This window comes from Sphingopyxis lindanitolerans (assembly GCF_002993885.1).
GTDB classification, from domain to species: Bacteria; Pseudomonadota; Alphaproteobacteria; order Sphingomonadales; family Sphingomonadaceae; genus Sphingopyxis; species Sphingopyxis lindanitolerans.
In genome coordinates, this window is sequence record NZ_CM009578.1 from 1 (window position 1) to 13,891 (window position 13,891).

11 protein-coding genes and 1 pseudogene are annotated in these 13,891 nt (G+C 67.0%); 5 read left to right on the plus strand and 7 right to left on the minus strand.

Annotation, left to right across the window (positions count from 1 at the left end):
* The 3 genes and pseudogenes from CVO77_RS00005 to CVO77_RS00020 form a co-directional block, all read right to left on the minus strand.
* Window positions 1–416 (minus strand): annotated as a pseudogene (locus tag CVO77_RS00005) (hypothetical protein); the annotation flags it as partial.
* On the minus strand, window positions 407–1,786 hold the full coding sequence (locus CVO77_RS21515; protein ID WP_242446027.1) for a HAMP domain-containing protein: 1,380 nt from the start codon (window positions 1,784–1,786) through the stop codon (window positions 407–409). The gene CVO77_RS21515 and the pseudogene CVO77_RS00005, both read right to left, overlap by 10 nt.
* Window positions 1,776–4,178, minus strand: coding sequence for an MFS transporter (locus tag CVO77_RS00020; protein ID WP_106000526.1), 2,403 nt, complete (start codon window positions 4,176–4,178; stop codon window positions 1,776–1,778). Before CVO77_RS00020 ends, CVO77_RS21515 begins: the two co-directional genes overlap by 11 nt.
* Before the next feature lie 116 nt (window positions 4,179–4,294).
* Between CVO77_RS00020 and CVO77_RS00025 the strand changes: the two genes are divergently transcribed.
* Window positions 4,295–5,917 carry a PP2C family protein-serine/threonine phosphatase gene (locus tag CVO77_RS00025; RefSeq protein WP_105997324.1) on the plus strand — a complete coding sequence of 541 codons (1,623 nt, stop codon included), beginning with the start codon at window positions 4,295–4,297 and terminating at the stop codon, window positions 5,915–5,917.
* Here CVO77_RS00025 and CVO77_RS00030 read toward each other — a convergent pair.
* Entirely contained in the window at window positions 5,914–6,705 is a 792-nt protein-coding gene (locus CVO77_RS00030; protein WP_105997325.1) for a nucleotidyl cyclase domain-containing protein, read from the minus strand. The genes CVO77_RS00025 and CVO77_RS00030 overlap by 4 nt on opposite strands.
* A gap of 189 nt (window positions 6,706–6,894) precedes the next feature.
* On the opposite strand from CVO77_RS00030, the gene CVO77_RS00035 reads away from it, so the two are divergent.
* The 4 genes from CVO77_RS00035 to CVO77_RS00050 all read left to right on the plus strand — a co-directional run bounded on the left by CVO77_RS00035 (window position 6,895) and on the right by CVO77_RS00050 (window position 9,878).
* Entirely contained in the window at window positions 6,895–7,536 is a 642-nt protein-coding gene (locus tag CVO77_RS00035) for a PepSY-associated TM helix domain-containing protein (protein ID WP_105997326.1), read from the plus strand.
* 10 nt (window positions 7,537–7,546) lie between these two features.
* Complete coding sequence (locus CVO77_RS00040; RefSeq protein ID WP_105997327.1) at window positions 7,547–8,071, plus strand: DUF2271 domain-containing protein; 525 nt, start codon at window positions 7,547–7,549, stop codon at window positions 8,069–8,071.
* Between the two features lie 17 nt (window positions 8,072–8,088).
* A complete protein-coding gene (locus tag CVO77_RS00045; RefSeq protein WP_420822523.1) occupies window positions 8,089–8,922 on the plus strand; it encodes a DUF4198 domain-containing protein in 834 nt (277 codons plus the stop codon).
* A gap of 92 nt (window positions 8,923–9,014) precedes the next feature.
* Window positions 9,015–9,878 carry an FAD:protein FMN transferase gene (locus CVO77_RS00050; RefSeq protein WP_242446028.1) on the plus strand — a complete coding sequence of 288 codons (864 nt, stop codon included), beginning with the start codon at window positions 9,015–9,017 and terminating at the stop codon, window positions 9,876–9,878.
* A gap of 9 nt (window positions 9,879–9,887) precedes the next feature.
* Here the strand turns inward: CVO77_RS00050 and CVO77_RS00055 are convergent, their stop codons facing one another.
* The 3 genes from CVO77_RS00055 to CVO77_RS00065 form a co-directional block, all read right to left on the minus strand.
* Window positions 9,888–10,544 carry an energy transducer TonB gene (locus CVO77_RS00055; RefSeq protein WP_242446029.1) on the minus strand — a complete coding sequence of 219 codons (657 nt, stop codon included), beginning with the start codon at window positions 10,542–10,544 and terminating at the stop codon, window positions 9,888–9,890.
* 46 nt (window positions 10,545–10,590) lie between these two features.
* Window positions 10,591–11,268, minus strand: a complete 678-nt coding sequence (locus CVO77_RS00060; protein WP_105997329.1) for a Fe2+-dependent dioxygenase — start codon at window positions 11,266–11,268, stop codon at window positions 10,591–10,593.
* A 74-nt stretch (window positions 11,269–11,342) separates the two neighbouring features.
* Window positions 11,343–13,649 carry a catecholate siderophore receptor Fiu gene (locus CVO77_RS00065; protein ID WP_105997330.1) on the minus strand — a complete coding sequence of 769 codons (2,307 nt, stop codon included), beginning with the start codon at window positions 13,647–13,649 and terminating at the stop codon, window positions 11,343–11,345.
* Between the last annotated feature and the right edge of the window lie 242 nt (window positions 13,650–13,891).

The window sequence follows — 13,891 nt, forward strand, 5'->3', positions numbered from 1 at the left end:
CCGCCGCCCGCGACGCGCGCCCGCGCGACGACATGGCGATTGCCGCCGACGTTCGTCAGCGCGCCGACCTCGGCGGCGGCGCGCGGCGCGGCGCGGCCCGGCGACCAGGACCGCGCTGGCGGCACGAGCGCGGTGGCCCGCCCGGCGGCGTCGACCAGAACCAGCCCTTCGAGTCCTTCGACATGCCGCGCCGCCGAGGCCAGCGCGGCCCGGCGCGGCGCGCTGGAGAGTTGGGCGGCCGGATCGTCCATCGCCGACAGGAATTCGGCGGTGGTCACCACGACCGCGAGCGCGCGCGCGTCGAGACCGCGCCGCATTTCGGCCTCGCTCTGAAAATAGAGCAGAGCGCCGTTCACCGCCGCGAGCAGGAGCAACAGCGGGATCGCGGCGGCAAGGATGACCGACCTTATCCGCATGACGGCAGCGCCTCCATGTCGAGCAGGCCGGCGATGAACTGGGGGCATTCGCGCGCGATGGTGAACAGGTGCGCGCGCGCGAGGCAAAGCGCCTGCATCCCTTCGTCGCCAACGCGGTAATCCTGCGCGGCGGGAAGCGAAAAGAGCAGCGACGGCACGTCGAAAAGCGACGGCGCGCGCGCCTCGCCCGCCATTGCCCAGCCATCGACGGCGATATAGAGCAGATGCGCGGGCTGACCGCGCTCGATCAACAGCGCGCCGGGCGGCAGCGAGCGCGGACGGACGTGCCGGGCGACCAGCAAAAGCTCGCGGCCCGACAAACGGTCGAACGGCGCGATCGCCGCCAGCACCGCCATATGATCGATGACATCGGCGGAGATTTCCTCGCCAGCGTCGATCGGCGCGGGCGCTGCGGTCGAGCGGTCATTCGGGCTGTCCACCGACATCACCGGCACTCGCGCCCCGCCTTCATCGCCGAACAGCCAGGCTTCGCTCGCCGCCAGCCGGTGCTGCGCGGCGCGCGCGGCGGCGGCATCGAGTTCGCCGGTCGCATGCGCGCTGAGCGCCGTGAGCGCAGCGCGAAGATCGCGCACTTCGCGCGGGGCGTCGCCCTTGGCGGGCGGGCGATGATCGCCCGCCGCGATCCGCAGCGCTTCCTGCGTGAGCCGCTCGATCGGCCGCGCGACACGCCGGACGATCTGCAACGTCACCAGCAGGCAGGCGAGCAGCGAGGCGATGCCGATCATCGCGCTCAGGAACAGGGCGTTCTGCGTCGCGACGCGGATGACCGAGACGTTGACGTCGGCGCCCGCAGTGCCGCTGACCGCGCCGTCGGCGCTATAGACCGGCGCCGCCGCGGTTTTGAGCAACCCCCATTTTTCCTGATATTCGACCGGCGAGACATAGATGATGCGCCGCCGCTGCACGTCGCGGAGCCCCGCCATCGTTTCTTCGGGCAGGCTGTCGGGCGACCCCAGCGGCGTATGCTCGTCGCCGTCGGTGCCGTCGAGGATATAGCGCACCTCGGCCCGGCCGCTCGTCACCTGCGTATAGATATAGGTGAGCCCCAGCCGTTCGCGAATGCGCCGCATCGGTTCGACATTCCGGCGATAGCGGATGTCGCGCTCGGCCGCTGCCGGGTCGCGGCCGCTCGTCGCCGTGCCGATCAGCCAGTCATGATCGGCCGGGTCGATCAGCGCCCCGGTCAGCGCGCTCGTCGCAACCAGCCGGTCGTCGAACTGGCGCAGGATCGTGGCGTTGATCCGATTGTAGACGAGGATGGCAACGAGCAGCGCGGCCAGCGCGACCACCGGCAGGAACACCCGCAGCAACAGCGTCTGGATGCCGATTTGTTTGCGGTTACGCGGCATGGTCACGCCCATCCTGCACGCGCAGCATGACGAGCGCGAGGTCGGGGTGGCGCGCGGCAGCCGCCCGGATATCCTCATGCGCGATCCAGAAGCGTTCGCCGCTGGCGGTCGCACCGCTCCAGCCCGCAGTGGGCGAGTCGGTCCGCGCCATCTCGGCAAGGCTCGCCAGCGCCTCGAGCGTCGCGGCGGCGAAATTGGGGGTTTGGCGAAGCGCGTCGATCAGAGCGACGCGGCTCGGACCGTCCTCGTGCCGCAAGGCGAGCAAGGCGAGCAATTGGGCACGCAGCGCAGGCGGCATCGCGGCGTGAATCAGGGGCGCGGTGCGGCGCGCGAACGCGCTGGGCGAAAGCCGCTGGTGGAGCAGCGCCAGCGCGACCGCCACTTCGACCGGCGCGCCATTCTCCAGCGCGGCTTCGGCCAGCCGGGTGACCTCGTCATCGGACGGTGGCGCGATGCTCTCCTGCTTGCGGGGCTGCAACACCGCTTCGACGCCGCGGAACAGCGCGTGGCCGATGCCCGTTTCGACCGCTTCCATGGCGTTGGCGCGAACCTTGGCATTGGCCGAATGAAGCGACACGATCAGCAGGTCGAAATCGGGGAGCAGGCCGCGCAGCGCCAGCAATTCGAGCAGGAAGTCGACCGCGGCGCTCGCACGTTCGCGCTGGGCGCGGGCAAGCAGGCCGGTGAAGCCCGAGGCGCCCTGCGCCGCGTCGAGCCGCCGGGCGCTGTCCATCGCCTGCCGGGCGGCATCGCTTTCGGCCGCGACGATCGCGTCCGATTGCGCCGCGAACTGCGCCTGCGACAGGCTGGCGAGCGCGCGCGCCGCCACCGCGCGCTCGCCTTGCGCGCGGCGCGTGTCGCGCAGCGCAGCGACGAGATGCGGGATGGCGGTCTCGCCGAAATCGGCGATCAGCGCGGCACTTTGGCGCCGCTCGCGCGGGCTCTGCCGGGGCGCAGCCGCGAGCAGGTCGGCGATCGCGTCCGGATCGGCGAGGCGGAGTTGGTCTGACCCGCCGCGCAGATCGAGGAGCGGGGCGCCGGGCGACGCCGCCAGGGTGCGCAGCCGCGCTTCCGCTCCGGGCGCGAGGGCCGGGAGCGGTGCGCCGAAATTGAGCCAGCCCTGCCGCATGTTGCCCGCCATCGCCGAGGGATAAAGCTGGCGCAGCAAAACGACGGTCGCGATCAGCAATGCGCCCAATATCACCCCGATCCCCGAAAGCTCGCGCAGGTCGAGATATTTGGCGGCATAGAGCAGGAAGGCGCCCGCGATCAGGCTGGCGAGCGGTTCGCACATCCCCTCGATCACGGTGCGAAGCGGACGCTTGATCGCCGATGGCACCGCGTTGAACAGCAGATTCTGATTATTATATTCGATCGAGGTCAGCACGCCATGATAGGCGAAAAAGGCCGCGATCGCCGCGATATAGCCGCTGCTCAGAAAGAAGAATCCGAATACCGCGAAATAGGTGAGGGGCAGGATGAAGGCGACGTTGCGAACGCCGAGCCGGGTCACCAGCCGGTTGAAGACGAACAGGCAGACCAGCAGGTTGAAGATGTTCGACGCGGCATAGAGCGCGCCGAACAGCGCCGCGAGCTGAGCCTCGCTGCGCCCCTGTTGCAGCACCGCGGCATATTGATATTCGGCGAGGTTGGTCATCAACAGGGTGACGAACAAGGTCGCCGTCAGGGCGAGCGTATAGCGCGAGGTGCGAAAGCTGTTCGCCAGCACCGCGAGCTGGGCGGCGATCCCCGCCGGGCGCTCGCTATCGTCGGCATCGCTTTCGCTGAGCTGCGGCCAGCGGCGGCCGAGCGACCAGGCGAGCGGCATCGTCGCGAGCGCGACTCCGGCCCAGAGCAGCAGGAAGCCGGGCAAGGGGACGAAAGCCGCGAGCAGGTTGACGATCAGCGCGCCGACCGCGGTGCCGAGCGCGCAAAAGGCCGCGAACAGCGGGAACAGCCTTTTGGCGTCCTGAATGTCGAAATAGGCGTCGGTGAAGTTCCAGAACAGGCTGTAGAGCGCGATATACCACATCGCGAGATAGAGCTTCAGCACGTAATAGAGCGGCGCACTGTCGCCGGCGTTGCTGAGCAGCGCCCACAGGATCACGCCCCCGGCGACGAGGAGCGCCAGCGTCGCCATCACCATATGGTTCAGCGAAAAGCGCACCATCAGGACCGAAAAAAGGCCGGTGTAGACCAGCATCACCGCCGGGGTGAGCATGAAGATCACCGGCAGCGCATCGACCCCGACATGGCTGAAGAAAGCGGCGTCCCCGGCGCTGAACCCGATGCCGAGTCCCATTTGCAGCAGAAAGCCGAACAGCGCGAACTGCGCGAGCTTGGGTCCTTCGCCCGGCTCGACGCGCAGCAGACGGTTCAGCCTGTCGATCACGATATTCAGCCCCCCGTCCGCAACGCCCACCCGACCGCATAGCAACAAAATATTGATGAAGTCAGCCGCACGGTTGTCAGCACGGACAAAAGCGGCAATGGTGCGGGGCAGGGGCGATGACGGGACGCAAGAGAAAATTCGGGCTCAAGCCCCAGCTGCTCTTGCTGCTGTTCGCGCTCAATCTGATCGCGGCGACGGCCTATTCGCTCGTGCTTTACGGTATCGACCGCGCCGAGATATTGGCGGGAATCGACAAGCAACTCGTCACCGCGGCCAATGCGGTGCAGGAAATCGTTCCGCCCGGCTATCATGCCACGATCCAGAATGCGGACTCGGTTGCGCCAGCGCTGTTCGACGCGGTGCAGGACCGGCTGTCGCACTTCGCCAACGAGTCGGGGCTCGTCTACGCCTATACCTATATGCAATTCGGGCCCGAGATCCGCACCGTCGCGACCAGCGCGACGGTCGCCGAAATGCAGTCGGGAACGCAGACGGGCTTTTTTGCCCTCTATGATACGGCGCCCGCCAAACTGCATCAGAGCTTTCGCGACGGACGGGTGCGGTTCGACGAATATAGCGACAGTTTCGGCCGCTTCCGGTCGATCTACAAGCCGGTGCGGATGCGCGACGGGCGCACCTACGTCATCGGCGCCGACGTCGATCTGCACCAGCTCGACGCGAGCCTGCGCACCGCACTGATCCAGTCGATCGCGGTCGGGGTCGTCATGTTCGCGCTCTCGCTCGCCGTCGGCTGGCTGCTCATCGGCCGGATCGTGCGGCCGCTGGCGCAGCTCACCGCCTTCACGCGCGGAATGGAGCAGCGCAGCTTCGAGCCCGACGAGCAGGAATTGCTCGCGATCCGGGAGATCGGCGGCGCGCGGAGCGACGAGGTCGGCAGCCTCGCCGAAGCGATGTCGGGCATGATCGCGCGGCTGCAACGCTATCTGATCGAGGTCGAAACCGCGACCGCCGCGCGCGAGCGGGTCGAGGGCGAGCTGACCGCGGCGCGCGACATCCAGGTCGGGATGCTGCCCCGCAAATCCCCGCCCTTTCCCGGCCGCACCGACCTCGACGTCTTCGCGATGCTCGAACCGGCGAAACAGGTTGGCGGCGACCTTTACGATTATTTCCTGATCGACCGGAATCGGCTGTTCTTCGTCGTCGGCGACGTCGCGGGCAAGGGCGTGCCCGCGGCGCTGTTCATGGCGATGACGACGACGCTGTTCAAGGCGCAGGCGCTGTCCGCGACCTCGACGGCGGAGATCATGACGCGCGTCAACGCCGAACTGGCGCGCGACAATGTGGCGGAGATGTTCGTCACCGCGCTGGCCGGCATATTGGACCTTCGCGACGGCAGCGTCGTCTATAGCGATGCCGGCCACGAAGCGCCCTTCATCGTGCGCGCGGGCGGCGCTGTCGAGCGGCTGGCAAAGAAGCATGGCATGGCGATGGGCATCTTCGACGATGTCGAATATCAGTCGGGCCGCTTCACGTTGCAGCCCGGCGATGCGATGATCCTGTTTACCGACGGTGTGTCCGAGGCGACGGGGCCGGGCGAGGAGCTTTACACCGCCGCGCGCATCCGGACGGCGCTGGAACGCACCCGCGAAAATCCGTCGGCGCGCTATATTGCCGAAGGCCTCGCCGACAGCGTGCGCGCTTTCGTCGGCGAGATTCCGCAGTCGGACGATATCGCGATCCTGGTGATCTGCTACGAAGGACCAGCGGCGGCCGCCTAGCCCCCCAGCGTCAGCGGCGCGCGGTCGACGCCGTGCATCTTGCGCAGATAGAGCCGCATGTCCGCGATCGCGGCGCGCAGCCGCTCGGGCTCGCTCGCCGGGGCATGCGCCGCCGCCGCGACGAGCGGGCATTCCTCGACCTCCCACGGCAGGAAGTCGAAACCGGCTTCGGCGTCGCTGGCCCAGATGATCGGATAGGGGCGGCCGAACATCACCCCTTTCAATTCGTCGCGCCCGACAAGGTGAAAGGCGAGCGCGTCGGCGTTGCGGGCGCCGAGCAATTGTTCGAGCAGGTCGAGCGAGACGACGAGGCTCGATGGGCGGGCATATTTGGAAAGGCGAAAGCCCAGGTCGACGTCGGGGCCGATATAATCGATATGCCGCGCCCCGTCGCCCGCCGCCAGTTCGGCGATGTCGAGCTCGATATTCTGTTCGCCGAACGCGACGAGCCACGCGGTGCCCTTGAGCCGGAGCGGGATGCGCTCGAAATACCGGCTTTCGTAAAGCGCCATCGCACGCAGCAGCGCGCGCAGGATCGACGCGGCCTCTTCGGCGCTTTGCGGTTCGGCGGCGAAAATGACCTCGTCGCCCATCGCCTTCCAGATGTCGATCGACGGCGTGCGTTCGTCATCGATGAATTCAAAGCCGACCTGTCCCGCCAGGATCAGGGGGAAATTACAGAAAAAAGCCTGGAAAACGTCGAGCCACCCCTGGCTTCCCTGACCCGAAAAGCGGGCCTTGAACTGGGTCGAGCCGACCATGTCGACGGATAGAAAGAGGCGGATCATGTCATTCCCCGGACGGCAACGGGCGGCGGCGCGCGATCTTTACCCGCACCCCGTTAACATAAGCCGACCGCGCCGCCACGAAATATCACCGGCGGCGGCAGATCGGGGCGACGCGGAATTCATATTGTAATTGCGAATCGTTCTCGATAATGGCGGACATCCCTTTCGGTTTCAGTCTGACAGCTCTCGATGCACGCACCCCCGTCCCCGCGCCCGCCGGTCAAAAAGAGCCGGAAAAGCTTTTGGCTGAAACAGTTGCACATGTGGCACTGGATGAGTTCGGCCGTCAGCCTGATCGGCCTGTTGCTGTTCGCGGTCACGGGGTTCACGCTCAACCATGCCGCCGACATCGAAGCGGCGCCGGTCGTCGCCCAGAAGACCGCGCAGATGCCGCAGGCGGTGCTGGGCACGCTCGGCGCTGATCCGGCGGGCGGCAAGGGCGCCTTGCCCCGGCCGGTCGCAGCGTGGGTCGAGGATCATTTCCCGGTCAGCGCGACGGGCGAGGCCGAATGGTCCGCCGACGAGATTTACCTGCCTGCACCGCGCCCCGGCGGCGATGGCTGGGTCGCGATCGACCGCGCGAGCGGCGCGGTGTCGAGCGAGATCACCGATCGCGGCTGGATTTCCTATCTCAACGACCTCCACAAAGGCCGCAATTCGGGTGGCGAGTGGAGCCTGTTCATCGATGTCTTCGCCTTCGCCTGCCTGATCTTCGCGTTCACCGGCCTGGTCCTGCTCTGGCTGCATTCGGCAAAGCGCAAGAGCACCTGGCCGCTGGTTGGCGCCGGTCTGATCCTTCCCGCGGCCGTCGCGATCATCTTCATCCATTAAGGAGAGTTTCATGCAGACCCCCTCGCGCACGCTTTTGATCGGCGGTTCGTTGAGCGCCGCGCTCACCGCCCCGGTTCTGGCCGCCGCGCCCGCGACGATGGACGTCACGATCACGATCCCGCAACTCAAGGTCGCCGAATATCACCGTCCTTACGTGGCGATCTGGGTCGAAAAGGCGGGTGCGCCCGCAAAGACGGTCGCGGTCTGGTACGACTATGACATGAAGAAGAACGAGGGCACCAAATGGCTGCGCGACGTGCGCCAATGGTGGCGCGCCGCGGGCCGGACGATGACATTCCCGGCGAACGGCGTCACCGGCGCGACGCGCGCACCCGGTGCGCAGAAAATCTCGTTCAGCCGCGCCCAACTCGGCGCGACCGCGCCCGGCGCCTATGTGCTGGTGGTCGAGGCGGCGCGCGAGGTCGGCGGACGCGAACTGCTCCGCATCCCCTTTACCTGGCCGGCAAAGGCCGGTCCGGGCGGCCGCGCCGCCGGCAAGACTGAACTTGGCGCCGTCACCGTCGCCTTCCGCTGATCCAGAGAAAGGGCAGAATGATGAAAAAGCAGATATGGGGTTTCGCGGCGACGGTCGCGCTCGCGGCGATGGCGGCGGTTCCGGCAAGCGCGCACCGGCAATGGATGCTGCCGTCGTCGACGGTGCTGTCGGGCGACGATGTGTGGGTGACGGTCGATGCCGCGGTGTCGAACGATCTTTTCTATTTCGAGCATCAGCCGCTGCGCCTCGACGCCGTCCATGCCTGGGCGCCCGACGGCAGCGACGTGGCGATCGAGAATAAGGCGACGGGGCGCTATCGGAGCACTTTCGACGTCCATCTGACGCAAAAGGGCACCTATCGCATCGCGTCGGTATCCGATTCGCTGATGGGCAGCTATGATCTGAACGGCAAGACCGAGCGCCTGCCGCGCGGCACCACCACCGCCAATCTTGCCGAAAAGCTCCCGGCTGGCGCGACCAACGTGCGGACCGCCGAAGCGAACAACCGCAACGAGATTTTCGTGACGGTGGGTGAGCCGACGACGACTTTGTTCAAGCCGACCGGCAAGGGGATCGAAATGGTCCCGGTCACGCATCCCAACGACCTGTTCGCGGGCGAGGCGGCAACCTTCCAGTTCCTGCTCGACGGCAAGCCCGCGGCGGACCTGGCGGTGACGGTGATCCCCGGCGGTATCCGCTATCGCGACCAGCTTGGTCAGATCGACCTCAAGACCGATGTCGAGGGCAAGGTCGCGGTAAATTGGTCCGAACCCGGCATGTATTGGATGAACGTCACGACGCCGCACGCCGAGCGTCAGGCGGGGGATGCGCCGCCGCCGGTCGCGCGCCGCGCCTCCTATGTCACCACGCTCGAGGTGATGGCGCCCTGAGCGACCGCATCCTGATCCCCCGCGCGCTCACGCCCGCCGCCTTTGCGGCGTGGGACGGCGCGGGGGATATCCAGATCCTGTCGGGCGAGGCGATGGGGACGAGCTGGTCGCTGCACGCGGCCTCCTCCGCGCCCGGTCTCGCGGCGGGCGTGCAGGCGGCGTTCGGCCGCGTCACCCGGCAGATGAGCCAGTGGGAACCCGACTCCGACCTGTCGCGCTTCAATCGGGCGCCCGCGGGGGAGTGGCAGTCCATTCCGCCCGAATTCGCTCATGTCGTCGCGGCGGCGCTTGAAATCGCCGCCGCGAGCGCGGGCGCCTTCGATCCGGCGCTTGGCGCGATCACCGAACGCTGGGGCTTTGGCAGCGCTGGTCCCGTCGCGCGCGTTCCGGGCGATGCGCCCGCCGCCGAACGGCGCGTGGAGTTCGACGCCGCGAACAGCCGCATCCGGCGCAGCGAAGGCGCGGCGCTCGACCTGTCGGGGATCGCCAAGGGCTATGGCGTCGATCTCGCCGCCATATGGCTGCTCGGGCAGGGCGTGCGCCATTTCCTGCTCGAACTCGGCGGCGAAGTGCGCGGGGAGGGGATCCGCCCCGACGGCCAGCCGTGGTGGGTCGATGTCGAGATGCCGCCGACCGCGTCGATCCCGCCGTGGCGGATCGCGCTCCACGACTTGTCGGCCGCGACCTCGGGCCATTACCGGCGCGGTTTCGTGGCGGATGGCCGCCATTATTCGCACAGCTTCGACCCCAGCACCGGGCGGCCGATCGTCAGCGGCGTGGCGTCGGTAACGGTGCTGCACCGCGACTGCATGATCGCCGACGGCTGGGCGACCGCGCTGACCGTGCTCGGGCCACAGAAAGCGATCGCGCTCGCCGATGCGCAAGGGCTCGCGGCGGCGATGGTCGTCGGCGACCGCGAGCATGTCTCGCGCGAATGGCGCGCGATGCTGGGCTGAGGCGCGCTCTTATCCGCGCAGGACGAACGGAATCTCGACCAGCCCCTTGACCTTCACCGCTTGTCCATTCCGCATCGTCGGCGCCCAGCGCCATTTGCGCACCGCGCGGAGCGCCGCTTCGTCGAGGCGCTGAAAGCCGCTGCTGTGCGCAACCGAAATGGCGGTGACCGAACCGTCGAGGTCGAGCGTCAGCGCGAGCATCACCGTTCCTTCTTCGCGGTGCCGCCGGCTTTCGGTGGGATAGCGCGGCGGCGCCCCCGCCACCATGCGCGTGCCGAGGTCGTTCGCCTGGACCACCGCAGGCGGGGCGGGAGGCGCTGGTGGAGCGGGCACCGGGACGGGCGGTGCCGGAATCGGATCGGGGGAGGTCAGCATCGCGGGCTGATTGTTCGGCACCTCGACCAGCGGCAGCGGGGCAAAGACCGGGGCCTTTTGCTGCGGGGGCGTTTCCTGCGGCGGGGAAGGCAGCGGCGGGGGCGGCGGCGCGATCGACAGGTTGACCACCGCCAACCTGGCCGCCTCGACCTCTGCGCGGTGATAACCCGTGTGCAGCAGCGCAGCGAGCAGCCCCGCCGCCAGCAACGACGCGAGCGCCGCGGCCGGCAGGTTGGGGCCCCGATCCTCGCCGTAACGGCCGGGCGTCAACCGGGCGGCGCCGACGGACATGCTCGGGGCCGATGCCGCTGCCCGAACCCGCATTGCGGTCTCCGGCTCAGGTTTCGGACCAGCGTCGCAGGAGGTTGTGATAGACGCAGGTAAGTTGGAGGACAGCATTGTCGTCGGCTCCGTCGCGCGTGAGTTTCTGGATGGCGGTGTCCATCTCGAACAGCATCCGCCTCAGGTCGTTGTCGCGCACCATGCTCTGGATCCAGAAGAAGGAGGCGAGCCGGGTGCCGCGGGTCACCGGCTCGACGCGGTGAAGGCTGCTCGATGGATAGAGGATCGCGTCGCCGGCGGGCAGCGCGATGGCGTGCTCGCCATAGGTGTCGCTGACGATCAGCCGGCCGCCCTCATAATCGCCGGGATCGTTGAGGAAGAGCGTGCACGACAGGTCGGAGCGCAGATGCTCGCCCGTCGCCAGCTTCATCACCGCGCCATCGACATGAAAGCCATAGGCGCCGCCCCCGGCATAGCGATTGAAACGCGGCGGCAATATCTTGCGCGGCAGCGCGGCGGCGAAGAACAGCGGGCAGCGTTTCAGCGCCGCCAGCACCGCGGCGCCGAGTTCGACCTTCAGCGGCGAATTGTCTGGCACCTGCTCGTTGCGTTTGACCTTCGCGCCCTGCGCGCCGACCGTCTCGCGTCCGTCGGTCCAGTCGGCGCCATCGAGGCGGCGGCGGAATTCCGCTGCCTCGTCCGGCGTCAGGACGTTCGGGATATGCAGCAACATGGCAGCTCAAATCCTCTTCAAATGGCGAAGGCGGGAGGCGCCGCCCCCCGCCCGAGCCTGTTCCGCTCCGGCTTCTAGAAGCGGAAGTCGGCGCTGAACAAAAAGGTCTGCGGCTGCCCCGGCGTGTAGCGATAGCCGCTCTTGTTGATCGCCGCGACATAATCTTTGTCGAACAGATTATAGGCGTTCAGGCGCAATTTGACATGGTCGTTGACCGCATAGCCGAGCAGCGCATCGACGACCGTATAGCCATGGGTGCGCGGCGGCGTTCCGGCCGCGCCGTCGGTCCCGCGCCGCATCCCGCTGGTGTAGCGGACGCCGCCGGCGACCTCGAGACCGAAGGGCGCGCGATAGCTCGTCCACGACGAGAAGCTGTCGTCGGGCGAATAGGTCAGGCCATCGCTGCCATCGACCGCGACGGCGCTGCCGTTGGTGACCTTGGTTTTCTGATGCGCGTATCCGGCGGAGATCGACCAGGCGTCGGTGATGTTGCCGACCGCCGACAGTTCGACGCCGCGCACCCGCTTCGATCCGCTCTGGATGTCGGAGGGGTCGGCGGCGTTGACTTCGTTCAGCACCTTGGTCTGGAAGATCGCGGCGTTGATCGCGAGCGCACCGCCCAGCACGTCCCACTTCACGCCGGCTTCGATCGTCTTGGCCTTTTGCGGCGCGAAGTCGGGGTTGTTGGTGCTGTCGCCGGCCGCCAGGGTGAAATTATCGCCGCCCGGAGGCTGCTGCGACAGCGCATAATTCACATACAGGCTGACCGGCTCGCTCGGCTTGAGCACCGCGCCCAGTTTCCAGTTGAACAGCGTGTCCTTGGCCTTCAGGTCGGCGGTGGTGACGATCGAGCCGACGGGGGCGGTGCCGCACGGCACGGCGCCGCGGCCGGTGCCGTTGTTGCAAATGGCCGTGTTGACATAGGTCGTCTTGTAATGGTCGATGCGCACGCCGCCGGTCACCAGCAGCAGCCCGTCGAAGAATTTCGCGGTGTCGAAGGCATAGAGGGCCAGCGTATTCGTCTTGCCACGTCCGGCCGTGCCGTTGCGCGAATAGGTGTAATCGCTCGTGTCGTTCCAGTCGGGGTTGTAAAGGTTCGCGACCGGCAGCGTGCCCGTGGAACTGTGGCCGTAGAGGACCTGCTTCTCGCCCGTGATCTCGGCACCGATGCTCAGATTATGCTCGACTGCTCCCGTCGCGAAATCGGCCCGCAGGTTGAGCTGATTGGTCAGGATGCGGTTTCGCGCTTCGCGGATCGTGGGGTTGCCGCGGGTTATCGTGTAGGCGGAAAGGTCGTCGGGATCGGCGGGATTGCCGACGATATTGGCGCCCGTCGACATGAAGGCGGTCAGCAGATAATCCTGCTTCGTCTCGCCCACGCGCGCGACGTTCGACAGCCGGACATTGTCCGAAAAATCATGTTCGATGATCAGCGTCGCCATCTGCGCCTTCACATCGTCATGGTCCTTGCGCGTGCCATAGAAATTCTCCGAATCGACGCGGTGGCCGACCAGCGGCTCCAATCCGGGCTGGGGTTCCCAGCCGGGAAGGGCGATCGTCGGGACATAGCCGTCGGGAATATTGTCCTGGTCGATATAAAGCAGGTTCAGCCAGGCGCGGGTCGCGGTGTCGAGCCCGAGGCCGAGCGAGGCGGCAAGGCCGAGCCGCTGGTTATTGACATGGTCGCGGCCCGGAACGTCGCTGTCCTGCCACAGCATGTTGAGCCGCAGCGCGCTGTTGCTGAGGCCGCCGAGCGTCTGGTTGACATCGGCGGTAATCCGCTTCTGCCCGTCGACCCCGACCGACAGCGTGCCCGACAGCGCGCTTTCGAGCGAAGCCCGCTTGCTCACCAGATTGATCGCGCCGGTCGGCGCGGTGCGGCCGTTGTCGGTGCCCGCCGGTCCTTTCTGGACCTCGACCGCATCGGTGTTGAAAATATCGCGCGAGACCGATCCCAGATCGCGGATGCCGTCGACGAAGATGCTGTTCGACGTGTCGAAGCCGCGCATCCGGATCGCATCGCCGCTCGTCGTATTGCCGTTTTCGCCGGCATAGAAGGTGCCGACGCCGGGGCTGTTGCGCAGCACTTCGGTCAGCGTCGTCGCGCCCTGTTCGTTGAACAATTCCTTGTTGATGATCTGGATGGTCTGCGGCGTGTCGCGCAGGGGCTGGGTGAATTTGGGAGAGGAAGGCTTGTCGACCTTGTAGCCGTCGACGATGATGGCGGTGTCGGTGACCGTGACGCCGCCGAGCACCGGCTGCTTCGCCTCTTGTCCGCCATCCTGCGCGGCCGCGGGAGAGGCGGCGAGGCCGAAGCATGTCAGCGCCAGATAGGCCGGAGCCGCCGCCGACATGGTTTCGCGCAGACGCAAGAATGACATGGATTTCCCCTTATTCGATTGAAGATCGTGACGGAAATGCCGCTATTGAGAGTCGTTCGCACTGTCAATGCTTATTGATAATCATTCGCGATATTGTCGCTATTTTGTCGCAAGAGCGATCGAGGCCATCGCCGGGGAGCCGAAAAGGGGACCGCCGCTATTTTCCTCCGCACCGCCCGTGCCGAAGGCCGCTTCGTTTTCCGACAGATCGACCTTCGTCCCAGTCCAAGACAGCCCGTGCG